The organism is Streptomyces sp. NBC_01515, assembly GCF_045040345.1.
Taxonomy (GTDB): domain Bacteria; phylum Actinomycetota; class Actinomycetes; order Streptomycetales; family Streptomycetaceae; genus Streptomyces.
In genome coordinates, this window is the sequence record NZ_CP109416.1 from 3,719,705 (window position 1) to 3,744,420 (window position 24,716).

Genomic DNA, 24,716 nt, shown 5'->3' on the forward strand with positions numbered 1-24,716 from the left:
GAAGGTCAACGGCCCAGTGGCCAGGCCGAGTTCGCGTGGTCCGGTTCCGCGCCGGCGTGGCGGGCGCAGGCGTCCGTGAGGGTTTCGAGGAGGGTCAGCGGGTCGGGCAGGGGGTGCTCGGGGCCGCGTACCCAGTGAACGGACTGGTTCTCACCGGGGAGTTGGGCCGGGGGGACCAGGACGTAGGAGCCTCGGCAGTGCCAGCGCAGGCCGGGGTGTTCGTCCATCGTCTCGGGGTGGCAGTCCAGTTCGCAGGGCCACCACTCGTCCTCGTCCTCGGGGGTGCCACGGGTGAGGGTGAAGAAGAGCAGCCGTCCGTCGTCGCTCGCGGCGACCGGGCCGACCTCGACACCGGCGGCGAGCAGCCGCTCCAGCGCCTCGTGGCCCGCTTCGAGGGGGACGTCCAGGACGTCGTTGACCATGCCGGTCGCGGTGATGAAGTTGGCCTGCGGCTGGTGGCGGGCCCAGCGCTCGATCTGGGCGCGGTCGGTGGTGGACTGCGTCTGCCAGGCGAACGACACGGGGTGGCGGGCCGGGGTGGGGCAGCCGACGCGGTCGCACGAACATCGGTAGCCCGGGGCGGGGTGCGCGGCGGGCGCGATCGGCAGCCCGGCCTCGGCGGCGGCCAGCAGCAGCGCCTCGCGTCCGCTGCCGTCGTCGGGGGCCTCCTGCGGGCGGCGTCCGCGCAGCCACGAGGAGAGTTTGCCCTGCCGACCGGTCCGGCCACCGAACGTCGCGCTCATCTATCTCCTCGCCCTGCTGTTGTCGCCCTGCTGTTCTTGCCCTGCCGTGTGCGGAGAAGCCCTGCCGTTGTGCGGAGAACTTCCCCTATGGTCCCACCATCCTGCGCCCCACGAGGCGGGACCCCGTATCCGGGGTGGGTGGGACGAGACACACGTGTGACACTTTCGGCGCAAGTGTCACGCTTTATCCGGCCAGGGGTCTCCCCAGCTCACATCCCGTGCCGTCTTGTACAGGTCGCCATGGCGTTTGGTGACGGTCGTCCGGCGCAGGTGTTCGTCGGTCTCGCAGAGGTCGAGGAGTACCTGGCCCTTGCGGATCTGCGGGCGGCGTACGACGCGGGCGGGGGCGGGGTCCACGGGGAAGCGGGCGGCGGCCACGTAGCTGAACTTCTCGTCCTCGTACGGCAGGGAACCGCCCTTGACCTGGCGGTGCAGGGAGGAACGGCTGACCCGCGCCGAGAAGTGGCACCAGTCCTCGCCGGGGGCGATCGGGCAGGCGGCGCTGTGCGGGCAGGGGGCGGCGATGTGGAAACCGGCGGCGATCAGTCTGTTCCGGGCCTCGATGACGCGGGCGTAACCGGCCGGGGTGCCGGCTTCGACGATCACGACTGCCTGGGCCGCGGCGGCTGCGGCGTCCACGAGGGCGGTTCGGTCGGGGGCGGTGAGTTCGTTGAGGACGTAGGAGACGGTGACGAGGTCGGTGGGGTCGAGGGTGAGCGCGGAGCCGATGCGTGCGCGGCGCCAACTGGTGTCGCGCAGGGCCGGGTTGGCGGCGGCGATCTCCTTCCCCAGGGCGAGCGCGGGCTCGGCCCAGTCGAGGACGGTCACCGGGCGATCACCGGGCCAGGTGGCGGCGACGGCCCAGGTCGCGGAACCGGTCCCGCCACCGACATCCACGTGTCCCTGCGGGGCCCATTCGGGTACGGCGTCCGCGAAGGCGTCCAGTGCGGAACGTACGGCTTCGAAGGTCGCCGGCATCCGATAGGCCGCGTAAGCCGCCACGTCCGCACGGTCCCGCAGGATCGGGGCGTCGGTCGGGGTGTCCCCGCGATAGTTGCCGATCAGGCGCTCCACCGCCCCGGCAGCCTGCCTGGGCGGAAGCCCGTCGAGCAGGCGGGCTAGAGCGGTACGGAGGGTTTCGGCGGGAGCCACGGGGTCGTTCACCCGCTGATTCTAAGTGGCCCGGGGTTGCAGCCGAGGTCCCTGGGGGCTCCGCCCCCAGACCCCCGAGGCCTATGCCCACCCAGCGCCCATGGCGGGGCATGGAAGAGCTCGGCTCAAAAAACCCGCCCGGCCAAGCCACCCGAGCCCCGAACCACCCTCAGCCGCTCACAGCCCGAGCCACCCTCGGCCGCTCACCGCCCGAGCCACCCCCAGCCCGTCACCGCCCGCATCCCTCAGCCCCGCACCGCCCGAGCCACCCGCGTCCCCGCGGCCGCCCGCGGCCCGCTGTCCGCCCCCCGCCTTCGCGGATGCACCGTGTTGGCCAGCAGCACCAAGAACGTATCCGTAGCCGGATCCAACACCACCGAAGTCCCCGTGAACCCGGTGTGCCCCACGGCTCCCTGCCCCGCCAACTCCCCCATGAACCAAGCCTGATCGACCCCGAAGCCCAGACCCGGCGGGGTCAGCAGCAGCTCCACGAAGTCGGATCCCAGGATGCGGGCGGGGCCGTAGGAACCACCCGCCAGCAACGTGCGGCAGAAGATCGCCAGGTCGCGGCCCGTCGAGAAGAGGCCCGCGTGGCCGGCCACGCCACCGAGCGCCCACGCGTTCTCGTCGTGGACGACGCCTCGGAGCATGCCCCGGTCCGCCTTGGCCCAGGGGCGGCGTTGGTCCTCCGTTGCCGCCGCGCCGGGGCAGGGGCCGAAGTCCGTGGACGTCATGCCGAGCGGGCGGGTGATGCCCTCGTGGATGAGGACGTCCAGCGTGCGGCCGGTAATGCGTTCCAGGACGAACTGGAGGAGGAGCAGGTTCAGGTCCGAGTAGACGTACTCCCCTGGCTCCCCCACCGGCGCCTCTGTTCGGAGCGTCGACAGGCGTTCGGCGTCGTCGGCACAGTCGTAGAGCGGGAGTTCGGGGCGTAGGCCCGAGGTGTGGGTGAGGAGTTGGCGGACGGTGATGCCGTGGCGGGCCGCGGCCCGGAAATCCGGCAGGTACGCGCCCACCCTGGCGTCTATGCCCAGCGTGCCCCGCTCGATCTGCTGCATCGCCGCCACCGCCGTGAACAGTTTGGTGAGGGAGGCCAGGTCGAAGGGGGTGTCCACGGTCGTCGGGACGCGGGAGGCGGGGGGCAGTTCGATGCCCGTGTCCGTCTCCGGGTCGTAGGCGGAGTAGCGAACGGCATAGCCCGCCGCCTCCTCCACGGCGATCACCGGGCCGCGGCCGGCGACCACGACGGTGCCCGCCGCCCAGGGGCGGTCGCCGGTGGTGAGGTCGTGGACCTGCCGGACCAGGTGGCGGAGTTCCTCGGGGTCGAGGCCGGCCCGTTCCGGGGTGTCGTGGCGCAGTCTCGGGGCGCTCAGCTCCCCACTCCCTCCGCGGTCGTACGTGTGTTCCAAGGACGGCACATTCCCACGAAGCAGGCCACCGCCACCAGTGCGGCCACCAGTTGGACAACCGCCATCGGGACCGCCGTGTGCTCGCCCGCGATGCCGACCAACGGCGACGCCACCGCGCCTATCAAGAAGGACGACGTGCCCAGCAGCGCGGAGGCCGAACCCGCGGAGTGGCGGGTGCGCATCAACGCCAGGGTCTGGGCGTTCGGGAGGGTCACGCCCATCGCCGACATCAGGACGAAGAGCCCGGCCGCCACCGGGACCAGGCCCACCCCGCCGAACACACCCGTCGCCATCAGCAGCAGCGCCGTCGCCGCCAGCAGCACCACCGCCAGGCCCGCGCCCAGGACCTTGTCCATCGAGACCCTGCCCACCAGCAGCTTGCCGTTGATCTGGCCCACCGCCACCAGCCCGACCGAGTTGATGCCGAAGAGGAGGCTGAAGGTCTGCGGGGAGGCGCCGTAGATCTCCTGGACGACGAAGGGCGAGGCCGAGATGTACGCGAACAGCGCGGCGAAGGAGAAGCCGCCCGTGAGCATGTAGCCCGTGAAGGGGAGGTCGGCCAGCAGGGCGCGCATGCCGCGCAGGGCCTCCGCCGTGCCGCCCGCGTGGCGGTCCGCCGGGGCCAGGGTCTCGGGGAGGCGGGTCCAGACGAGGACGGCGAGGGCCGTGCCGACGAAGGTCAGGATCACGAAGACGCCCCGCCAGTCCGTGACCCGCAGGATCTGGCCGCCCACCAGCGGCGCGACGATCGGGGCCACCCCGGAGACCAGCATCAGGGTGGAGAAGAAGCGGGCCATGGCGACCCCGTCGTACAGGTCGCGTACGACCGCCCTCGCGATCACTATGCCGGCCGCGCCCGCCAGGCCCTGGAGCAGGCGGAAGGCGACCAGGGACTCGACGTTCGGCGCGATCGCGCACAGGGCGGTCGCGACGACGTAGACCGCGAGGCCGGTCAGCAGGGGGCGTCTGCGGCCCCACTTGTCGCTCATCGGGCCCACCACCAACTGGCCCAGCGCCATGCCCGCCAGGCAGGCGGTGAGCGTGAGCTGGACGGTCGCGGCGGGGGCGTGCAGGGAGCGGGTGACCGCCGGGAGCGCGGGGAGGTACATGTCCATCGACAGCGGCGGGGTCGCGGTGAGGCCGCCGAGGACGAGGATGACGAGGAGGCCCGCGCGGCGGGTCGCCTTGAGCGACGACGGTGACGACGGTACGGCGGACTGCGGCACGGCCGGCGCCTGCGCCCCCTGCTCGGGCATGTGCCCCTCCCTCTTCGAGTGATTCGCCACCTATGCTCTCAGCTCGTACAGGGTGCCGAGGGTCTGGTGAGCGAGGGTGGGGCCGCGATGACGGAACAGAGGGTGCGCTGGGGAGTCCTGGCCACGGGTGGGATCGCGGCCGCGTTCGCGGCGCAGCTCGTCGATCTGCCGGACGCCGAGCTGGTCGCGGTGGCCTCGCGCACGGAGGCATCGGCGAAGGCCTTCGCGGAACGGTTCGGGATCGAGCGGGCCTATGGCGACTGGGACGCGCTGGCGAACGACGCGGACATCGATGTCGTCTACGTCGCCACCCCGCACTCGGCGCATCGCGCGGCGGCCGGTCTCTGTCTGGAGGCCGGGCGGAACGTGCTCGTCGAGAAGGCCTTCACGCTCAACTCCCGCGAGGCTGGGGAACTCGTGACCCTGGCCCGCGAGCGCGGTGGCTTCCTGATGGAGGCCATGTGGATGTACTGCAATCCGCTCGTACGGCGGCTGAAGTCGCTTGTCGACGACGGGGCCATCGGTGAAGTCCGCACCGTTCAGGCCGACTTCGGGCTCGCCGGGCCCTTCCCGCCCGCGCACCGGCTGCGCGATCCGGCCCAGGGCGGGGGCGCGCTGCTGGATCTCGGGGTGTACCCGGTGTCGTTCGCGCATCTGCTGCTCGGTGAGCCCGCGGATGTGAAGGCTTCGGCCGTGCTCTCGCCCGAGGGTGCCGATCTGCAGACGGCGGCTCTCTTCTCCTGGGACAGCGGGGCGCTGGCCGCGCTGCACTGCTCGATCGTCGGCGGTACGGGGACCTCGGCGTCGGTGACCGGGTCGCTGGGGCGGATCGACATCCCGGACGGTTTCTTCCACCCGGAGCGGTTCGTGCTGCACCGGGACGGGCGGGACCCCGAGGAGTTCGTCCTCGACCCGGCGGACGGGCCGCGCAACACGCTGCGGCACGAGGCGTCCGAGGTGATGCGGGCGGTGCGGGCCGGTGAGACCGAGTCGCCGTTGGTGCCGCTGGCGGGCACGCTCGCGGTGATGCGGACGCTGGACGCGGTGCGGGAGCGGATCGGGGTGCGGTACCCGCAGGAGGGGTGACTCGTAGGCTGCGGCCATGAACGCTGAGGAATCGTCGAGGATCGCCGTGGTGACCGGCGCGGGCTCCGGGATCGGGCGCGCGGTCGCCGTGGAACTGCTGCGCGCGGGCTGGTCGGTGGCGCTGGCCGGCCGCCGCACCGCGCCGCTGGAGGAGACGGCCGCGCTGGTGCCCGAGGGCGCCTCCATCGCCGTAGCGACGGATGTGGCGCGGCCGGAGGACGTGGACGGGCTGTTCGACGCCACCGTGGAGCGGTTCGGGCGGGTGGATCTGCTGTTCAACAACGCGGGGACCTTCGGGCCCGGTGGGGTGGCGGTGGAGGACTTGCCGTACGACGCGTGGCGGCACGTGGTGGACACCAACCTCAACGGGGCGTTCCTGTGTGCGCAGGCGGCGTACCGGCGGATGAGGGAGCAGGTTCCGCAGGGCGGGCGGATCATCAACAACGGGTCCATTTCAGCCCATACGCCCCGTCCGCACTCCGTGGCCTACACCGCGACCAAGCACGCGTTGACGGGGCTCACCAAGTCGCTGTCGCTGGACGGGCGGCCGTACTCGATCGCGGTCGGGCAGATCGACATCGGGAACGCGGCGACCGACATGACGGCGCGGATGGAGACCGGGGCGTTGCAGGCCAACGGGGCGGTAACCCCGGAACCGGTGATGGATGTCGCGGATGTGGCGCGCACCGTGCGGCACATGGCGGAGCTGCCGTTGGGGGCGAACGTGCAGTTCGCGACGGTGTTGGCGACCGCGATGCCGTACGTGGGGCGCGGCTAAGTCGATTCGCACAAACGGAATTTGACCGTCCGCACCATTGCGCCCGGTTGCTGACTTATGCTCAACTCTCTCCACCAAAGCTTCACACTTGGAGCACGGGGCTTCCGCACTGTCGGAGCCCTTGGTTCCGTAGACCAATCCGAGGGGGGAGAGGCGACAGTCGTTCCACGGCCCGGGTGGGGGTGGAGCCCGCGTGGGACCGCGGGTTACGCACCGGACCGTGGAGCGGCTGTCGCGTCACATCAACTCCCGTCGAGTTCCCGGGACTTGGCCGCCGCTACGGCCGCCCGTCGCCTGCGCAGCGCGAACGCGCCGCCCGTGAGCACCGCGACCGCACCCGCCGCGCCGCCCAGCAGGGGCCAGGGCGAGGGACCGTCCGACGAGGACGCGGCGGCTCCGCTGGAGCCCGGCGCCCCCTTGGCGCCCTTCCCCGCCGGTGTCGGGCTCGCGGTCGCCCCGCCCTCGCTCAGCGGCTCGACCAGCGCGCCCACGGCGCGGGCCGAACTCCCTTTGCCGAAGCCCCAGTCGAGGAGCGCGGCGGTCTCCTTGTAGACCTCGTTGCCGCCGTTCGCGGGGTGCATGACGGTGACCAGGAGGGTGCGGCCGTCGCGGGTGGCGGCGCCGGTGAAGGTGTTGCCCGCGTGGCTGGTGTAGCCGTTCTTCACGCCGATGATGCCCGGGTACGGGCGCAGGCCGTAGGCGCCGCTGAGCAGGCGGTCGGTGTTCTGGATCTGGAAGGTCTTCTTGCCGCCGGCCGGGAAGTTCGCGACCCGGGTCGAGCAGTAGGAGCTGAAGTCGTCGTCGTGCAGCCCGTGCCGGGCGAAGAGCGTGAGGTCGTACGCCGACGAGACCTGCCCGGGGTGGTCGAAGCCGTCCGGGCTCACCACGTGGGTGTCCAGGGCCTGGAGGTCCTTCGCCTTGGCCTGCATCTCGGCGACCGTCGCCGCGATCCCGCCGTTCATGTGGGCCAGCACGTGCACGGCGTCGTTGCCGGAGCGCAGGAAGACGCCCTGCCACAACTGGTGGACGCTGTACAGGATTCCGGGCTTCACACCCACAAGGCTGGAGCCCGAGGGGACGTCGGCGAGGTCGGCGTCGGTGACCCGGTAGGTGCGGGTCCGCTCGAACTTCCCCAGCACGGTGTCGGCGAACAGCATCTTCAGCGTGGACGCGGGCGCGAGCCGCTGGTGCGCGCGGTACGAGGCGAGCACCTCGCCGGTCTTGTGGTCGGCGATCAGCCAGGAGCGGGCGGTGAGCTTCTTGGGCAGCGTGGAGGCGTCGCCGACCTGGATCCCGCCGCGGGCCAGCCGCTCACCGCCTATCGCGGTCGCCGCGGACGCGGGTGCGGCCGCCGCCAGGGGAAGAGCGGCGGCGGTCAGGCCGAGAGCGGCACGCCGGGTGAGCCGAGAGGAATCGCGCATCCCGGGACCGTACAAAATGCGGGCGCGGGCGTGCACGGCGGGGTCCGTCGCGAGGCGTCGAAAGGCTGATCGACAGTCCATGTCAGCAGGCCATTGAACAGGGGTTTCCTGGCAGGAAGCCCTCGGGGGCTTAGGAATGAGCTGTCTGACGCAATTCTGATTTCGGGTCCCTTTTTCTCAGGCCAGACACATCCTTTACTCAGGTCGACTCAAAGGTTCCTCCATAGCTTGTGGCCGCGCCCACAGCGGGCGCCAAGAACCTTTGGGGAACGGGATGTTTGGCATCTATCTCAAGCGCGAGCTGATCCGGCGCAAGAAAGCGGCCCTGGTCATCGCCATGGGTCTGGCGCTCGGTATCGCGCTGGTCATCACCGTCAACTCGGTGTCGGCCGGCATGAATCAGGCTCAGGACAAGGTCCTCAAGTCTCTTTACGGTCTCGGAACTGACATGACCGTGACCAAGGCGCAGTCGGCCCCCAAGGCCGGCAGCTCGCAGGGTCCCAGCTTCAAGTTCGGCGCCACCTCCTCCAGCGGCAGCTCGCAGAGCTCGGACCGGGTGAACACGCAGGGTGGTCAGGCCCTCGCGTCCTCGCTGGTCACCAAGGTCGGCTCGCAGAAGGGCGTGTCCAGCGCGGTCGGCGCGCTCACGCTGAACGTCACCAAGGTCGACGGCTCCTTCACCCAGGGCAAGGCCAAGTCCTCCACCACGTCCGGCTCTTCGGGTTCCTCGCAGCAGGGCGGCCCCGGCGGCGGTGGCGGAACCAGCAGCACCGGTGCACCCCAAGTGCAGGGCGGCGGCGCCAACTTCAACGTGAACTCGTACTCGGTCGCGGGGATCGACGTCACCAACCAGACGCTGGGCCCGCTGTCCACGTCGAAGATCACCACCGGCAAGACCTTCACGACCGCGCAGACCGACGCGAAGGTCGCGGTCGTCAGCAAGTCGTACGCCAAGACGAAGAAGTACAAGGTCGGTTCGACCTTCAAGATCTCCAGCACCAAGTTCACGGTCATCGGCATCGCGACGCCCAACAGCAGCGAGTCCACGATCGACGTGTACGTGCCGCTGAAGCAGGCGCAGACGCTGGGCGACTCGAAGAACAAGGTCACCACGATCTACGTCAAGGCGACCGACTCCAAGCAGATCTCGTCCGTCAAGACGACCATCCAGAAGAACATCTCGGGTACGACGGTCACCACCTCCGCCGACCTCGCGTCCACGGTCTCCGGTTCGCTGTCCACCGCCTCCAACCTCGCGACCAGCGTGGGCAAGTGGCTGTCGATCGCGGTCCTGATCGCCGCGTTCCTCGTCGCCGCGCTGCTCACCTCCTCGGCGGTCTCCCGCCGGGTGCGTGAGTTCGGCACGCTGAAGGCGCTCGGCTGGCCGAGCCGCAAGGTGACCCGGCAGGTCGTCGGCGAGTCCATGGTCAACGGTCTGATCGGCGGCGGCCTCGGTATCGCGCTCGGCCTCCTGGCGGCCTACACGGTCACCGCGATCAGCCCCAAGCTGACCGCGCAGCTCGGCTCCACCTCCACCGGCGGTGGCGGCATGGGCGGCGGCCCCGGCGGTGGCGGCCAGGGCGGCCCCGGCCAGCAGGCCACCTCCAACACCCTGGAGATCGCCCTGAACGCGCCGGTCTCGCTGACCACGATCGCCCTCGCGGTGGGCCTCGCCGTCACCGGCGGCCTGATCGCCGGCGCGATGGGCGGCTGGCGTGCGTCGCGGATGCGTCCGGCGGACGCGCTGCGCAGCGTGTCGTAGCACGGCCGCACCCCCTGAACCGGGGCGCCGCCACCGTTCCCCCCGGGCGGCGGCGTCCCGACCCTCTTCTTCTTCACAGACGTATCCGACGGAGATCCCATGTACAAGCTCACCGGCGTCACCAAGCGCTACTCGCGGGGCAAGGACACGGTCGAGGCGCTGCGCGGCGTCGACCTCACGATCGAGGACGGCGACCAGCTCGTCATCCAGGGCCCCACCGGCGGCGGCAAGTCGACGCTGCTGCAGATGATCGGCGGCCTGGACCGCCCCTCCGAGGGCAGTGTCGAGCTGGACGGCGTCAACCTCGCCACCATCAGCGAGGCCAAGCTGACCCGGCTGCGGGCCGAGAAGATCGGCATCATCTTCCAGTCCTTCAACCTCATCCCGACGCTCACCGCGCAGGAGAACGTCGAGACCGCGCTGGTGCCGCTCGGCGTCAAGCCGGCCGAACGCCGTGAGCGGGCGGCCGAGGCGCTCTCGTCGGTAGGTCTCGGCGACCGGCTGAAGCACGCCCCGTCCGAACTCTCCGGCGGTCAGCAGCAGCGCGTCGCGATCGCCCGCGCGCTGGTGAAGAAGCCGAAGGTGCTCCTCGCCGACGAGCCCACCGGCAACCTCGACGAGGGCACCCGCGACGACATCATGGGCCTGCTCGAAGGCCTCTGGCACGAGTACGGGCTGACCTTCGTCATGGTCACCCACGACTCGTCGATCGCCCGCCGCGCGCCGCGCCTGGCCACCATCAAGGCCGGCCAGATCGCCCTCACCGAACAGGGCCGCGGCGGCGGCCAGCAGCAGTACGCGGAGTACGGCAACCAGGGCTACTGAGCCGGGCTGTCCCGCCCGTCAGCCGGCCGGGACCCTACCTGAGGAAATGTGACACTCGCACCCGGAAGTGTCACATTTTTTCAGATGGGGTGCCCCGGCCGCGCCGGACTCGCCCACAGCGTCGCGGTCCCGTCGGGCCGCTCACCTCCCGAGCACCCGGTCGACCTCCGCCAACTGCCCGGCGGTGAGCGGCCCCTTCGCGATCGCCCCCGCGTTCTGCTCCGCCTGTGTGACCGAGCGGAAGCCCGGGATCGGTACGGTGCGCGGGCTGCGGGCCCACAGCCAGGCGAGGGCGCCCTGGGCCGGGGTACGGCCGTCGGAGGTGAGGATCTCGCGCAGGGCGTCCACGCGGGCGACGTAGTCCTCGTCGGCGCCCGCACCCTGCTTGAAGCCCTGCAACCAGGACGGGGGCGTGTTACGGATGTCCCCCGCCTCCAACTCCCGTCCCGGCGCCTGCTTCCCGGTGAGCAGGCCCATCGCGAGCGGGCTGCGGTTGATGCTGGCCAGGCCCAACTCCTCGCACAGGGCGAACATTTCGGGCGCGTCCTGCAACACGTTCGCCGCGTGCTGCACGGCCGCGCAGTACTCCCCCTCGGCGAACACGGCGGCGCGGGCGGGGTCGTCGGTGCTCCAGGCGTAGGCGCGGATCAGCCCCTCGCGCACGAACTCCTCACACTGGTCCCGGAGTTGGGCGGCGCGTCCCAAGTCCGCGTCGGACAGGTGCAGTTGGTACAGGTCGACATGGTCGGTGCCGAGCCGCTCCAGGGATGCGGTGAGCGCGCGGCGGGCGTACTCCGGGGAGTCGTCGGCGCCGGTGAGGGTGCGGGTCTCCTCGTCGAAGACGTTGCCCCACTTGGTGGCGACGACGACGTCATCGCGGCGCTTGCCGAGGGCGCGGCCGAGGACGCGTTCGCTGCGCCCCGCGCCGTAGGTGTCGGCGGTGTCGAAGAACGTCACGCCCAGATCGAGGGCGCGCCGGACCGCCCGTACGGACTCCTCGTCGTCGACCTTGCCCCAGCCGAGCGGCTGCCCGCTCGCGTCCTGCCACTCACCGCCGATCGCCCAGCAGCCGAAGCCGAGAGCGCTCACGTCGATACCGCTGCGTCCGAGGGTCCTGATGTTCGACTTCGTCTCCATGCCTGGGGACACTAGGAGTTGGAGCGCACTTCAGGGCAAGGACTTTTCGGCTTTCCACGGGGGCTTTCTACGGCGGTCAGGCCTGGCCCGTCTCGAAGCGGGCGATCCTGCCGTCCTCGCCGACCGTGAAACTCCACCGGGTGCGCATCTCGCCCCACGCGTCGTTGGAGTAGCGGGCGACGAGGGCACGGCCGCCGTCGGACTCGCGGTCGACCTCCATGTGGCCGTGGGAGGAGAAGATCTCCCGGTCGATCCACTCGGCGAGGTCACGGTCGGAACCGTCGTCCGCCATCGTCGCGTCCGGCGCGAGCAGCTCCAGGAAGGCGTCCCGGTCATGGGCGTTGACGGCGCTGACGAACGCCCGGACGGCCGGATCGCTGAGTTTGGCTGGCTGAATCGTCATGCCGGTCAGACTCACACCGTTCCCCGGGGGCCGCCACCCGAACGGCCGCGCGAACCCGCCCGCCGGACGCCCGGGGTGCGACGGTGGAGGGACCGTCCCCGTCGCCTGTTCAGGGAGTCACCGTGACCTGTTACGACCGACAAGATCTGGGCCTGCTGCTGCTCCGGCTGGGTACCGGCGGCGTGCTGGCCGCGCACGGCGCGCAGAAGCTGTTCGGCTGGTTCGGCGGGGGCGGGATCGAGGGCACCGGCGCGGCCATGGAGGCGATGGGGTATGCGCCGGGGAAGCAGAGCGCCGTGATGGCGGGGCTCGCGGAGGCGGGCGGCGGCGCGCTGCTCGCGCTGGGCCTGGCGACCCCGGCGGCGGGCTCGGCGGCGGCCGGCGCGATGGTGGGAGCGGCGGCCGTGCACGCGCCCAACGGCTTCTTCGCGGCGGCCGGCGGCTACGAGTACGCGGCCTCCCTCGCCCTGACCGCGGCCGGCCTCGCGGTCACCGGCCCGGGCCGGCTCTCCCTGGACCACGCGCTCGGGCACGCGGTGAACCGGGGCTGGATGGTTCCGGCGGCGCTCGCGGTCACGGGGGCGGCGACGGCCGCGGTGGTGGGGCTGCGGAACAGGCGGGTACGGGAGGCGGCGGAGTTCGGGCAGGAGACGTTGTTCGACGAGTAGGCCGGACCGGTCGGGCGGTGATGGCAGGCTGGGCGTATGAGTGATCAGAACGACCGGGCCGCCGACCTCTGGGCCGGTATCGACGACCTGTGGGCCTGGCTGGAGGCGAGTCAGCCCCTCGACGGTCGTGAGGGCCTGCTCCTGCGGATGCTGAAACTGTCCGAGGAGGTCGGCGAGGTCGCCGAGGCGGTGATCGGGGCGACCGGGCAGAACCCGCGCAAGGGCGTCACCCACACGTGGGACGACGTACAGGGCGAGTTGTGCGACGTCGTGATCACCGCGCTGGTGGCGCTGCGCACGCTCACCCCCGATACGCGGCAGGTCTTCACCCGCCACCTGGCCCGGGTCATGGAACGCTCCCTCGGCCCGTCGGCAGTTGTTCACCCTCAGGACCCGCCCACACCTCGCGGAGTTGGTGAGGTCCGCTGAACCTTCTCGTCGACACCGAGCCGACGAAGGGGTCCCCGTGCAGGACTACGTAATCTCCAACGGAGCGTTCTCCAGCGGGCGCAGGACGGTCGCCGTGGCGGGCACCTGCCTCGCCCTCGCCGCCCTGAGCCTCGGCAACAGCCAGGCGCACGCGGCGAGTTACGGCACCCCGACCATCTCCCTCTCGGCCACGTACCTTTCGGGCGCGGTGGGCGCGGTCGGCGATCCGACGGTCCAGGTGACGGTCGCCCAGAGCGGCGCGGACGTCAGCGCGTTGACGGTCGCGGCGAGCAAGAGCAGCAAGACGTCCGTGGCGCCGACGAGCGCGGTGACCGTGACGGGCACCGGCGCCACCCGCCAACTCGCTGTGGCAGCGGCCGCGCAGGGCTACACCGACCTGACGGTGAAGGTAACGGGCCTCGGCGGCAAAACAGCCACGAAGACCCTGCACTACGCGGCCTCCGCAGCCGTCCAACAGCCCGCCGACACCCGCTACTTCACCGGCTCCAGCGACGCCTCCGCCGCGGTCGACGTGGGCGGCGGCTACGTCGTCGTAGCGGACGACGAGTCCAACGTCCTTCGCCTGTACGACCGTTCGGCCTCCGGCGCACCCGTGAAGACCTGGGACTTCAGCGACGACATCGACGTCTCCAAGGAGATCGACATCGAGGGCGCGGCCCGCGTCGGCGACACGATCTACTGGACCGGCTCGCTCGGCAACAACAAGGACGGCGAGTACAAGTCGGCCCGCAACACGGTCTTCACCACGAAGCTGACCGGCAGCGGCGCCAACACGACGCTCTCCTACGGCAGTTCGTACGGCAAGCTGCGCGACAACCTGGTGGCGTGGGACAAGGCGAACGGCAACCGGTACGGCTTCGCGGCGGGCACCGCGGACGGTCAAGTACCCAAGGAGATCAACGGGTTCAACGTGGAGGGCCTGGAGTTCGCGCCGGGCTCCACGACCACGGCATACCTCGGTTTCCGCGCGCCGCTCGCCCCCGCGGTGGAGGGCGGCAAGGCGCTGCTCGTGCCGGTCACCAACATCGACAAGGTGGTCGCCAACGGCACCGCCGCGACCTTCGGCACCCCGATCGAGCTGAACCTCGGCGGCCTCTCGGTACGCGACCTCCGCAAGAACGCGGCGAACCAGTACCTGATCGTCGCCGGTTCCTGGGCCGCCGACGACAACTCCGACCCGTACGCCCTCTATTCCTGGACCGGCAACGCGTCCGACCAGCCGGTCAAGCTGCGCGACCTGCCCACGACCGACCCCGGCGCCTGGGAGGCGGTCGTAGACGTCCCCGACCTGACGACCTCGGGCGCCCGCGCCCAACTGATCACCGACGACGGCTCGGCCGACCTGTACGGCGACGGCACCGAGGCGAAGGACCTCTCCCACGAGGAGTGGCAGAAGTCGCGGTCCACCTGGTTCACGGTCACCGGCTGACGGGACCTCCGTCACGGGCTGACGGGCGGCGCGCGCCCCGCCGGGAGGCCAGGTACGCGCCGCCCTGGCACGCTGGTGGTCGACAACACCGTCGAGGACGAAAGCCGAGTCATGACCACCGAAAAGCTCACCGTAGGCGTCCTGGGCACCGGCATCATGGGCGCCGCGATGGCCCGTAACCTCGCCCGCGCCGGTCATACCGTGCATGCCTGGAACCGGACCCGCGCCAAGGCCGACCCGCTGTCCGCCGACGGCGCGCACGTTCGCGACACGGTGGCCGATGCCGTGCGGGACGCGGACGTCATCCTCACGATGCTCTACGACGGCGACGCCGTCCTCGATGTGATGCGCGAGGCCGCGCCCGTCCTGCGCCCCGGCGCCGCGTGGGTCCAGTCGACGACGTCGAGCCTCGAATCGGTGGGCGAACTGGCCGAGTTCGCGAACCGGCACGACCTCGTCTTCTACGACGCCCCCGTCCTCGGCACCCGCCAGCCCGCCGAGGCCGGTCAGCTGACGGTCCTGGCGGCGGGTCCGGAGAGCGGGCGCGCGACGGTCACCCCGGTGTTCGACGCGGTCGGCGTCCGCACGATGTGGGTCGGCGAGGACGGCGCGGCGGCCACGGCGACCCGGCTGAAGCTGGTCGCCAACAGCTGGGTCCTGGCGGTGACGAACGCGGCGGGTGAGGCCCTGGCCCTGTCCAAGGCCCTGGACGTGAACCCCCAGAGCTTCCTCGACCTCATCGCCGGCGGCCCCCTCGACATGGGCTACCTGCACGCCAAGTCGGCCGCCATCCTCAACGACCAGCTGACCCCGGCGAGTTTCGCGGTCACCACGGCGGAGAAGGACGCCCGGCTGATCGTGCAGGCGGGCGCGGCGAACGGCGTACGGCTGGACGTGGCGGCCGCGGGGGCGGAGCGGTTCGCCCGGGCGGCGGCGCAGGGGCATGGGGACGAGGACATGGCGGCGGCCTATTTCGCGAGCTTCGACTGAGCGTCACCATTGCGTCACAGCTAGTACGTGGGCGAAACCCTGGGTGCGACGGACCTGTCTCTCTCCGCGAGTGCCGGTGAGAGCCGGTCCGTACACAGCAAGTTCGGGGGACGTCATGCAGAAGAGCAGCATCCGCTGGGGCGCGATCGCGGTGGCCGCGGTGTCGGCGGCGTTGGCGATGACGGGGTGTCAGCCAGGTGACACCGACACTGGTTCTCGCGGTTCCTCCGGGTCCACGGGCTCGCCCGGGGCCACCGGAACCGCGGCCAAGCCCTGCGCGGCAACCGCCCTGAAGGCCACCGCCCACCAAGCCGCCGACCGCCCCGCCGGTACCGGGACCGGCGCCGCGATCGTCCAGTTCACCAACACCGGCACCAAGGCCTGCGTCCTCCAGGGGCACCCCACCGTCGCCGGTGCCGCGAACGGTTCCCCGGAGCTCAACGTCCCGCTCCAGGTCACCCCCGTCGGATCCGCCTCCCCCGTGAAGCTCGCCCCGGGCGCCCAGGCCTGGCTGAAACTGACCTTCGTGCAGGTGCAGGGTGAGGGCGACGGTTACTGCAAGTCCGGTTCCGCGCCCGTGATCTACCCGACGATGGTGATCGGGCTGCCGGGCGCCGGGGCCCACCAAGTCGCCCTGGCCGACGGGCAGTTCGCGGAGTGCGACGGCACGCTGACCGCGACGGCCGTATCGGCGACGAAGCCTTCATGACCGTACGACGGACTGACTGATCGGACGGCTACACGGGCTGGCGGTCGGCCGACGCCTCCGCCGCCAGTCCCCGCATGACGTGTTCGAGGAGTGCGAGCAGCACCGTCTTCACCGACTCCTTGTCGCGGGCGTCGCACAGGACGAGGGGGATGTCGGGGGCCAGGTCGAGGGCGGCGCGGATCTCCTCGGGGTCCTCCTCGCAGCGGCCGTTGAAGCAGTTGACGCCCACGGCGAAGGGGATGCCGCGGTGCTCGAAGAAGTCGACGGACGGGAAGCAGTTCTCCAGGCGGCGGGTGTCGGCGAGGACGACCGCGCCGAGCGCGCCGCGCGACAGGTCGTCCCACATGAACCAGAACCGGTCCTGCCCGGGCGCCCCGAAGAGGTAGACCACGAGGGCCGAACTGAGCGTGATCCGGCCGAAGTCCATGGCGACCGTCGTCGTGGTCTTCTGCTCCACCCCGGCGAGGTTGTCCACGCCGACGCTGGCCTCGGTGATGAGTTCCTCGGTGCGCAGCGGCGTGGTCTCGCTGATCGCGCCGACGAGCGTGGTCTTGCCGACGCCGAAGCCGCCCGCGACCAGGATCTTGGCGGTGGCGGCGTTGGGCGCGAGGGTGGTGGCGCGGCGGTCAGATTCTGCGTATGCCATCGATCACTGCCTGGAGGAAACGGGCGTCGGGGGTACCGGCCGCGGCGGGCGGGGAGACGGAGACGAGTTCGTTGTCCAGGAGGTCATCGAGCAACACCCGTATGACCGCGACGGGTTGATCGAGCCGGGCGGCGACCTCCACCAGCGCGGTGGGCGTACGGCACAGGGCGAGCAGCCGGTTCTGTTCGGGCTGGAGGCGCTGGTCGCGGGTCGGCGGCCGGACGGTGCTGATCAGGGTGATCAGTTCGATACCGGAGTGGAAGGTCGAGGTACGGCCGCCGGTGACCGTGTACGGGCGGACGAGCAGCGCGGGGTCTTCGTCCTCCCACGGGTCTTCCTCGGACCAATGTCTCATTCATGCTCACCCGCGAAGGGCGCGCCGCTGTACTCCGGGAACCGCGGGGGCGCGCTGAGGAACTGGCCCACCTGCCGTACGACCATGGTCATTTCGTAGCCGACGTTGCCGACGTCCACCTGCGAGGTGGCCAGTACGGCGAGGCGGGCGCCGCCGCCGGCGGTGGTGACGAAGAGGAAGAGGTCGTCCATCTCGATGACGGTCTGCTGCACGCGCCCGCCGCCGAAGTGCCGGCTGGTGCCGAGCGCGAGCGAGTGAACTCCCGAGGAAATGGCGGCTAGTTGCTCGGCGTCGTCCTGCGCGAGCCGTTCGGAGGAGCCCACGAGGAGGCCGTCCTCGGACAGGACGATGGCGTGCAGGGTCTCGGGGATCCGCTCGATCAGGTTGTCCAGCAGCCAGGCCAGTCCGCCGTGCGTGGTGTTGGGCGCAGTCATGGGGTGTTCCTTGTCGGACGGGGACGGGTGGGCAACTGACGCCGCTCGGGCGGGTCCGTGTTCCAGGTGGGCGCGGGGGCTTCCGCTCGCGGCGACGCCGGGCGGGGTGCGTCCGCTCGCGGTGACTTCGGCCAGGGGGTGTCTCCGCGCGGCGACGAGGGCCAGGCGGGCGTGGGTACCTCCGCCTGCTCGCGGGCCCTGCGGGTCCCGTCCCGCAACGCGGCCAGCATCGACCGGGCCTGCTCGGGCCGCCGTTCGGCCTCCCGCCCGGCCCCCTGCTCCCCGTCCGCCTCGTCGGGCCGCCCCCGCAACTGCGGCGCGAGATGCGCCTGCCGCACGCGCCGGGGAAGCCGGCTGGAGGTGGCGGAGGTACCGGAGGCACGGGAACGCGGGAAAGGTACGGCCCCGCGCGGCGATACGGCGGCGGAGCCGTCGGGCACCGGTGCCGCCGGAGCGGAAGGGGGCTGGGGGTGCGATGGGGCGTGGGGTTGGGCCTGGGGTTGCGGCTGGGGTTGGGCCGGGGGTTGGGGTTGGGCCGAGGGCTGGGCGTGGGGTGCGGTTCGGGTACGGGTGCGCATCGGCATTCCGCCGGCCGTCGTCCCGCCACGTCCGGAACCGGTGACCGGCCCGGTGGCCGTCCCGCCGGCCGAACCCATGCCCATGCCCATGCCGGTGCCGACGCCCATGCCCGAGCCACTGCCCGAACCCGCCCCTGAACCCGCCCCCGAACCCGTCGTCGAACCGGTCAACGAACCCGGCCCGGAGCCCGCCCCCGAACCGGTCCCCGACTCCGGCACCGCCCCCGCGACCGAAGCCAGATGCCGCTCCGCCCGCGCGTCCAGCGTCGGCGGCACCGCGTCCGCCGCCGACTCCGTGAGGGCGTGCGGGAGGACGACGACGGCGAGCGAGCCGCCGTACGACGAGGCCTGGAGGCTGGCTGTGACGCCGTGGCGTTGGGCGAGGTGGCCGACGGTGAAGAGGCCGAGGCGGGGGTCCTCGCCGAGGGTGGTGAAGCTGAAGTCCTTGGGGTGGTGCAGGAGTTCGTTGGCCGCCGCGTACTCGTCCGCCGTGAGGCCGAGTCCCCGGTCCTCCACCTCGACTGCGTATCCCTGGGCCACCGGCAGTGCCCGGACCCGTACTTCGGTGTGCGGGGGCGAGAACGTCACGCCGTTCTCGATGAGTTCGGCCATGAGGTGGATCGTGTCGCCGACCGCGGGGCCCAACACCGCGATGGGCGGGAGGGGTTCGACGACGACCCGGGTGTACCCCTCGATCTCGGACACCGCGCTGCGCAGTAGCTCCGCGAGCGGCACCGCCTGCTTCCAGCGGCGCCGGGGGGACGCGCCGGACAGCACGGTCAGGCTCTCCGCGTTGCGCCGCATCCGGGTGGCGAGGTGGTCGACGCGGTAGAGATCGGAGAGGAGTTGCGGGTCCTGCTCCTTGCGTTCCATGGAGTCGATCACCGTGAGCTGCCGGTGGACGAGGAGTTGGATACGGCGGGACATGTTGTGGAACACGAGCCGCGCCCCCTCGCGCAGTGCGGCCTGCTCCAACGCGACGCTCACGGCGGTGCGCTGGGCGCTGTTGAAGGCCTCCGCGACCTTGCCCAACTCGTCGGTTCCGTAGTCGAGTTCGGGCAGGTCGTCGAGTTCGGCGCGTTTGCCCTGGGTGCGCAGCCGGGTGATGAGTTCGGGCAGCCGTTCCTCGGCCAGTTCGAGCGTCGCCGCGCGCAGTCCGGACATCCGGCCGATGAGGGACCGGGTGATGCGCCAGGACAGGAGGCCCACGGCGAGTACGGCCACGAACGCGAGGGCGCTGCCCAGCATCGCCTTGACAAGCACCATGTGGGTCCGGTGCGCGGAGTCCTTGGTGACCTTGTCCAGGTACTGGCCCTCCACGGCCTGCACCGCGCCGGACACGCGCCCCGGGGCGGCGGCGCGGGCGGCGGGGACGGAGGGCACGCTGATCGTGCCGTCGTGCCCGGCGGAGACCGCGGCGACGGTCTTCTCGAAGGCCGTCATGGCGGCCCAGTCCCGACCGCCCATGGTCTTGCCCAGTTCGGCGCCCAACGCGGCGGGCAGATACGGCTCCACCTCGTTGGACAGCACGGAGACCCGCACGGCCTCGGCAGCCGCCAGCGCCGACCTCTCCTGGACGCTCAACTTCCCTGACGCGGCGACCCCGTTGAGGATCGCCTCCTCCTGCGACAGCGCCTCCGTCCCGCGCAGGAACGCCAGGGCGTGGCCGGCGTCGGCCGCGGTGGCCGCGTCACCGCTGTCGGTGCTCAGCGTCCCGAAGAGGTTCAGCGCCGACGACACGGCGTCGGAGTAGGCGACGTAGGCGTCCAGCCGGGTGGTCTTCCCGGCGTCGGCGGCGGTCCGTTCGGTGGTCAGCCCGGTCAGCCGCTTCCGTACCGTCGCCAACTGGGCCCGGTACTGCGCCGAACCGTCGCCGCCCGAGGCGGCGTCCGCCTTGCGGAAACCGGCGAGCACGGCGTCGGTCCGCTGCCGTTGCGCGTCCAGCGCGGCACGGCTGCCGTGCGACACCAACACCCCGACCGTCAGCAGCCGTTCCTTCTGGAACTCGCCGATCGCCGGCACCAGGGCGTACGTGGTCCTCGCCGGCCGGCCTTCCTTGTTGGCGTCGTTCCACTGGTTGAACAGCGCGACCGAACCACTGACCCACAGCAGCACCAGAGCCGTCGCCGGCACCACCGCGAGCGTGATGAGCGAGGCCCGGATGCTGCGCCCCCGCCCGCCCCCCGCTCCCGCTTCGACCGGTGCGGCCGTACCCCGATGCCGGCTCACCTCGACCCCCGGCACCCGACGGCACGGCAGAGAAGAAGAGGAGCTGCGGTGAAGAACTGCGACACCGGCTTTATTCCTTTCCGGGGTGGCGCGCGACGTATCGAGACGGGCCGGCAGACACGTCAACACGCCTGCACACACTGAGGAGTTGACGGCGCGGCACGCCAGGAACGCCAAGGACACCCTGCGGATTTCACGACGGGCGCCCGAGCCCCCCGCGCAGTTGGATAGGTATGAAACCGAGCCGTCCCACCCGGGTCAAGGGACCCCGCAAACACACCTGCCCTACGGGTTTGGACCACTCGGGACACTATGCGCGTAGATGATTCGACGCCCTTCGCCCCCAATTCCGCGGCCACGAAGATGTTTTGGCTGACTACCTACGGTGAGGTGCGGGGTAGAGGGTGGTTCGGGCGGCCCCGGGGGCGGCGCCGGGGCGACGAGGCGGGACGCCGGACACGGAAGGCAATGTGACCTAGTTCACAGCATGAACACCGTCCACGCACACCAAGTCCACCAGTTGCCGGGGCCGTTGCGCGGACGCCGTAGGGAACCCCCCGCCTCACCCCCGCCCCGGCGCCCCCAACAACCCCTCGCACTGCGCCCCCAGCCACGTCATCCCGTACGTCTCCGCCCCCCGAGACGCCTCCCGCAGCAGCCGTACCGCGTTCGGCTCGCTTCCCGGGCCGCCCACGCGGCGTACGGCGCGGGCCTGGGCCAGGCGGAGACGGGCGAGTTCGGGCTGGGAGGAGCGGGCCGGGACCGCGGCCCGGCGGAAGTGTTCGAGGGCGGTCTCCGGTTCGCCCGCGGCGAGGGCGAGGACGCCGCAGGCGCGGGCGGTCGGGCCGACGAGGACGGTGGGCCAGCCGCCCAGGGCGATCTGCTGGCCGTCGTGCGGGGCCAGGCGGGCGCGGAGCGTGGGCAGCACCGGCGCCAACTCGGCCTCGAATCCGCCCTCCAGGTCCAGCGCGGCGCAGACCTCCGCCAGCAGGACGAGCGCGGGGACGGCCCAGCCCGACGGCGGGAAACGGTCGACGTCGGCGACACAGCCGAGGAAGAAGTCCGCGCCCTCGGCGTACTGGCCGGTCTCGCACAGCGCGAGGGCCAGACCGGCCCGCCAGACCGGGAAGTAGGCGTGGCGCTCGACGTCGCCGGCCAGGTCGGAGGTGAACAGTTCGGCCAGTCTGCCCTGCTGTCTCAGCAGCCAGTAGGCCTGCCCGAGGCGGGTCTGGGTGAGGTTGTCCGCGGGGACCGCGTAGTCGGCGCGGAGCAGTTCGATGAACTTCAGCGACTCCACGAAGATCCACTCGGCGGCGGCGTCGAACCGGCCGTGCCACAGGTCGAGCAGGGCGTCGAGGGTGTGCCGCTGCCACAGGGCGAGGGCGCTCTGGGTCTCGGCGGCCTGCTTGCGGTACTGGTTCGCGGTGGCGAGGGCGCTGAAGATCCTGCCGTTGCGGAGCTGGTCGATGGCGACGGCCATGAGGGCCTCGCCGCGGAAGTACGTCGAGTCGTGCCGGGCCGCGGCCTCGCGCAGTCGTTCGGAGAGGGTCAGCGACTCGGGGGCCGGCATGAAGTCGTAGCGTGCCCAGCGGCATTCGGTGAGGACCTCGCAGCGCACCTCGTCGTCGCCGTCGTCGGGTAATCGGCGCAGTGTCTCCTCGGCGAGCCGCGCTCCCTCGGCGGGGCCCGCCAGCCCCGCCGCGGTGTCCTGGCTGACGGCGAGGGCCATCTTCTTCGCGAGGTGCGCTTCGAGCCGTAGCCGCAGCCCCGCGGCCTCCGCGCTGCCGTCGCCGTCCAGCGCGGCCAGACAGCCCCGGATCGACTGGAGCAGTTCGCGGTCGACCTGCCCGGGATCGGACCAGCGGCGCGCCATCCTGATCACGGCCTCGGCCTGCGCGCGCGGGTCCCCCTCGGCGCTGCGGTAGGCGGCGGTGTAGTGCCGTTCGGCCTCGCGCATCCCGCCCGCGGTATGGCTGAGGTCACCGCGCCGCAGCAGCCGCCGGAACTCGGCGCGGTCGGGGCCGACGGCCGAACGCCCGTCCTTCTCCGGCGACTTGACCGTCCCGGACGCCTTCTCCCCCGCCCCGCCCCGGACCGCCTTCGGTACGGCGTCGGTGCCGGGCAGCGGCGCCAGCCCGACCAGCGCGCCCTTCGCACCCAGCACCTCGTCGCACAGCTGGGCCAACTCCAGGGACGCCCTGCGGCGCCCGTTCTCCACGCGGCTCAGGAAGCTGCGGCTGCAGTACACCTTGCCGGCCAGCTCGCTCAGCGACATGCCTGCCGCGATGCGGCGCCTGCGTAACTCGGCGCCGAACCCGTCGTACTCGATGACCGTCCCCCCAACAACACACCGCCCGAACGGTGTTGCCAAATACCCGCTGGCAACACCCGACCCCTCCGGACCGGCCCGATGACCGGGGAAGCTGTCTGTGCCGGAGCCTACGGGCACGGGGGCGCGTCCTACGGGGGAACGGGCGCACTGATCATGCCTTCGGACGAACCCGAGGCGCGTGCTGCGGTCGATATGCCGGGGGCATCCGACCGCAGCACATCCGGCGCCAACCCCCCTGTGTTCCACGGGGGCGCCGAAAAGCTGAACGACGACGGGGGAATGGGGGGTCCACGGTCCGGGGCGCGCGGGGGGCGCTCCGGACCCCGGATCGGAACGGTCGCCGCGGTCACGGCGCAGCTCCCGGCCGGTGCGACGACCGTCGTACGGACCAACCGGTTCAGCGAGAGCAAGCTGAGCCAGATCCAGAAGACGGTCACGGCGCGCGACTGGAACAGCGACGCGGACAAGCCGTTCCCCGCCCGCCGTTCCCCGCCCGCCGCCCGCCGCCCGTGACAACGTTGCCGCCGTACAACCCGCCGCATCGGCCATGCTCCGGTACGACGGCCCGCCGGCCGCCCTCCCGCGACTCGTACACGAGCCGCTGCACCGGCCCCGCGTCCGGGGTTCCACGGGGATACGGCCGTGATGACCGTCACGGAACCGGCCCGACTTCGACGGCCTCCTCGTGCGTGGGGAGTCGCAGGGTGAAGTTGGCGCCGCGGTCGCTAGGGGTCAGCGTGAGGGTGCCGTGATGCGTGACGGCGATGCGCTCGGCGATGGCCAGACCGAGGCCGGTGCCGCCGGTGTCGCGGGTGCGTACGTCGTCGAGGCGGGTGAAGCGTTCGAAGATGCGCCGGCGGTCGTGGTGTGAAATGCCGGGGCCGTCGTCCCGGATGTCGAGGACGGCCTGGCGGCGGGCGGCGTCGTGGGTCAGGCGGACGGTTATGGTGCCGGCCGCGTGGCGTTCGGCGTTGTCGAGGAGGTTGCCCAGCACCCGGGCGAGCAGGGCGTGATGGCCTCGCACCGGCACCGGGCCGGGTGGCGGGGAGACGTCGAGGACGATGCCGGGTGGCGGGCGGCGACGCGCGGTCTCCTCGCGCACGAGGTCGGTGAGGTCGACGGTCCGACGCGGTTCCGGGCCGCCGTGCTGGGAGTCGAGGCGGGCCAGCAGCAGGAGGTTCTCGGTCAGGTCCTGCAGGCGGATGGTGTCCCGGTGGGCATCGTGGACGGTCCGCGGCCAGTCGGCGGCGGCGGGGTTGTTCAGGGCGAGTTCGAGCTCGGTGCGCAGACACGCCAGTGGTGTGCGCAGTTCGTGGGACGCGTCCGCGGTGAACTGGCGCTGCTGGTCGACGGCCTTGTGCAGGCGGTCGAGCGTGGAGTTCATGGTGAGGGCCAGGCGGGCGATCTCATTGCCCGTGCGCGGGACCGGGACCCGCCGGTCGAGGTGGTTCGCGCTCAGGTCGGCGAAGTCCGCGCGGATCGCCTCGACCGGGCGCAGCACCCGCCCCACGACGAACCATGTCGTGCCCGACACCAGCAGGGTGATCCCCGCGACGGCACCGAGGAGAATCCGGACGACGGTGTTCAGGCGGGCCTGTTCGGCGTCGAGGGACTGAGCGATGACGACATTGCTCGGGGACAGGCCTGGTTCCATGTACGACCGGTTGACGAGGGTGCGGATCGGTACGGGCCCGCCGGCCGGGTCGGCCCAGGGAAGCAGTGACAGTCTTCCCGCGCTTTGACCCACCTGCCGGGTAGGCAGGCACAGGCTGATGTTCTTGTCGCTGAGACGCTGCACCCGCTGGAAGGACCGGGTGCAGTCGGGCAGGTCCACGGCGGTGTGCAACAGCGTGGTGACGTCCGCGGCCGCAGCGGATGTCCGGCGGGCGGCGCCCTGCAGCAGGGAGGCGCGCTCCATGAGCGC

General features: G+C 71.6%; 23 protein-coding genes. 10 read left to right on the forward strand and 13 right to left on the reverse strand.

Annotated elements, in window-relative coordinates; all coding sequences use genetic code 11:
• Positions 1–5 precede the first annotated feature (5 nt).
• From OG407_RS16485 to OG407_RS16500, 4 genes are all read right to left on the reverse strand, one after another.
• Positions 6–743 carry a bifunctional DNA primase/polymerase gene (locus OG407_RS16485; RefSeq protein WP_366491215.1) on the reverse strand — a complete coding sequence of 246 codons (738 nt, stop codon included), beginning with the start codon at positions 741–743 and terminating at the stop codon, positions 6–8.
• A gap of 177 nt (positions 744–920) precedes the next feature.
• Complete coding sequence (locus tag OG407_RS16490) at positions 921–1,907, reverse strand: small ribosomal subunit Rsm22 family protein (protein ID WP_405858782.1); 987 nt, start codon at positions 1,905–1,907, stop codon at positions 921–923.
• Between the two features lie 233 nt (positions 1,908–2,140).
• The gene (locus OG407_RS16495; protein WP_405858784.1) at positions 2,141–3,313 is read right to left on the reverse strand and encodes a serine hydrolase domain-containing protein; all 1,173 of its coding nucleotides are present in this window, start codon (positions 3,311–3,313) and stop codon (positions 2,141–2,143) included.
• A complete protein-coding gene (locus OG407_RS16500) occupies positions 3,265–4,560 on the reverse strand; it encodes a multidrug effflux MFS transporter (RefSeq protein WP_405858786.1) in 1,296 nt (431 codons plus the stop codon). Before OG407_RS16500 ends, OG407_RS16495 begins: the two co-directional genes overlap by 49 nt.
• A gap of 87 nt (positions 4,561–4,647) precedes the next feature.
• Between OG407_RS16500 and OG407_RS16505 the strand changes: the two genes are divergently transcribed.
• Positions 4,648–5,646: a Gfo/Idh/MocA family protein gene (locus OG407_RS16505; protein ID WP_405858788.1), complete on the forward strand. Its 999-nt coding sequence runs from the start codon at positions 4,648–4,650 to the stop codon at positions 5,644–5,646.
• 16 nt (positions 5,647–5,662) lie between these two features.
• Positions 5,663–6,424: an SDR family oxidoreductase gene (locus tag OG407_RS16510; protein WP_405858790.1), complete on the forward strand. Its 762-nt coding sequence runs from the start codon at positions 5,663–5,665 to the stop codon at positions 6,422–6,424.
• 242 nt (positions 6,425–6,666) lie between these two features.
• On the opposite strand, the gene OG407_RS16515 is transcribed toward OG407_RS16510, so the two are convergent.
• Positions 6,667–7,845: a D-alanyl-D-alanine carboxypeptidase family protein gene (locus OG407_RS16515; RefSeq protein WP_405858792.1), complete on the reverse strand. Its 1,179-nt coding sequence runs from the start codon at positions 7,843–7,845 to the stop codon at positions 6,667–6,669.
• 274 nt (positions 7,846–8,119) lie between these two features.
• Here OG407_RS16515 and OG407_RS16520 point away from each other — a divergent pair, with 274 nt between their 5' ends.
• On the forward strand, positions 8,120–9,607 hold the full coding sequence (locus OG407_RS16520; RefSeq protein ID WP_403602088.1) for an ABC transporter permease: 1,488 nt from the start codon (positions 8,120–8,122) through the stop codon (positions 9,605–9,607).
• Positions 9,608–9,706: 99 nt separating this feature from the next.
• Positions 9,707–10,432, forward strand: a complete 726-nt coding sequence (locus OG407_RS16525; protein ID WP_405858794.1) for an ABC transporter ATP-binding protein — start codon at positions 9,707–9,709, stop codon at positions 10,430–10,432.
• A gap of 141 nt (positions 10,433–10,573) precedes the next feature.
• Here the strand turns inward: OG407_RS16525 and OG407_RS16530 are convergent, their stop codons facing one another.
• Positions 10,574–11,569, reverse strand: a complete 996-nt coding sequence (locus tag OG407_RS16530; RefSeq protein WP_405858796.1) for an aldo/keto reductase — start codon at positions 11,567–11,569, stop codon at positions 10,574–10,576.
• Between the two features lie 76 nt (positions 11,570–11,645).
• On the reverse strand, positions 11,646–11,972 hold the full coding sequence (locus OG407_RS16535; RefSeq protein ID WP_405858798.1) for a nuclear transport factor 2 family protein: 327 nt from the start codon (positions 11,970–11,972) through the stop codon (positions 11,646–11,648).
• Positions 11,973–12,094: 122 nt separating this feature from the next.
• Here OG407_RS16535 and OG407_RS16540 point away from each other — a divergent pair, with 122 nt between their 5' ends.
• The 5 genes from OG407_RS16540 (at position 12,095) to OG407_RS16560 (ending at position 16,218) form a co-directional block, all read left to right on the forward strand.
• Positions 12,095–12,640, forward strand: coding sequence for a DoxX family membrane protein (locus OG407_RS16540; protein WP_405858800.1), 546 nt, complete (start codon positions 12,095–12,097; stop codon positions 12,638–12,640).
• A 36-nt stretch (positions 12,641–12,676) separates the two neighbouring features.
• Positions 12,677–13,069, forward strand: a complete 393-nt coding sequence (locus OG407_RS16545; protein WP_405858802.1) for a MazG-like family protein — start codon at positions 12,677–12,679, stop codon at positions 13,067–13,069.
• 37 nt (positions 13,070–13,106) lie between these two features.
• Positions 13,107–14,519, forward strand: a complete 1,413-nt coding sequence (locus OG407_RS16550) for a DUF3616 domain-containing protein (protein WP_405858804.1) — start codon at positions 13,107–13,109, stop codon at positions 14,517–14,519.
• Between the two features lie 111 nt (positions 14,520–14,630).
• Positions 14,631–15,509: an NAD(P)-dependent oxidoreductase gene (locus OG407_RS16555; protein ID WP_405858806.1), complete on the forward strand. Its 879-nt coding sequence runs from the start codon at positions 14,631–14,633 to the stop codon at positions 15,507–15,509.
• A 115-nt stretch (positions 15,510–15,624) separates the two neighbouring features.
• A complete protein-coding gene (locus tag OG407_RS16560; RefSeq protein ID WP_405858808.1) occupies positions 15,625–16,218 on the forward strand; it encodes a DUF4232 domain-containing protein in 594 nt (197 codons plus the stop codon).
• 28 nt (positions 16,219–16,246) lie between these two features.
• Here OG407_RS16560 and OG407_RS16565 read toward each other — a convergent pair whose 3' ends face one another.
• The 5 genes from OG407_RS16565 to OG407_RS16585 form a co-directional block, all read right to left on the reverse strand.
• Complete coding sequence (locus tag OG407_RS16565) at positions 16,247–16,864, reverse strand: GTP-binding protein (protein ID WP_405858810.1); 618 nt, start codon at positions 16,862–16,864, stop codon at positions 16,247–16,249.
• The gene (locus OG407_RS16570; RefSeq protein ID WP_405858812.1) at positions 16,845–17,219 is read right to left on the reverse strand and encodes a DUF742 domain-containing protein; all 375 of its coding nucleotides are present in this window, start codon (positions 17,217–17,219) and stop codon (positions 16,845–16,847) included. The genes OG407_RS16565 and OG407_RS16570 overlap by 20 nt, the downstream gene beginning before the upstream one ends.
• Positions 17,216–17,653 (reverse strand): roadblock/LC7 domain-containing protein, encoded by a 438-nt coding sequence (locus OG407_RS16575; RefSeq protein ID WP_365299825.1) that lies wholly within the window; start codon positions 17,651–17,653, stop codon positions 17,216–17,218. The genes OG407_RS16570 and OG407_RS16575 overlap by 4 nt, the downstream gene beginning before the upstream one ends.
• Entirely contained in the window at positions 17,650–20,460 is a 2,811-nt protein-coding gene (locus OG407_RS16580) for a nitrate- and nitrite sensing domain-containing protein (RefSeq protein ID WP_405858814.1), read from the reverse strand. Before OG407_RS16580 ends, OG407_RS16575 begins: the two co-directional genes overlap by 4 nt.
• Positions 20,461–21,022: 562 nt before the next feature.
• Positions 21,023–23,038, reverse strand: a complete 2,016-nt coding sequence (locus OG407_RS16585) for a helix-turn-helix domain-containing protein (protein ID WP_405858816.1) — start codon at positions 23,036–23,038, stop codon at positions 21,023–21,025.
• Between the two features lie 33 nt (positions 23,039–23,071).
• Here OG407_RS16585 and OG407_RS16590 point away from each other — a divergent pair, with 33 nt between their 5' ends.
• A complete protein-coding gene (locus tag OG407_RS16590) occupies positions 23,072–23,305 on the forward strand; it encodes a hypothetical protein (protein ID WP_405858818.1) in 234 nt (77 codons plus the stop codon).
• Positions 23,306–23,444: 139 nt separating this feature from the next.
• On the opposite strand, the gene OG407_RS16595 is transcribed toward OG407_RS16590, so the two are convergent.
• Positions 23,445–24,710: a sensor histidine kinase gene (locus OG407_RS16595; protein WP_405868438.1), complete on the reverse strand. Its 1,266-nt coding sequence runs from the start codon at positions 24,708–24,710 to the stop codon at positions 23,445–23,447.
• Positions 24,711–24,716: the final 6 nt, after the last annotated feature.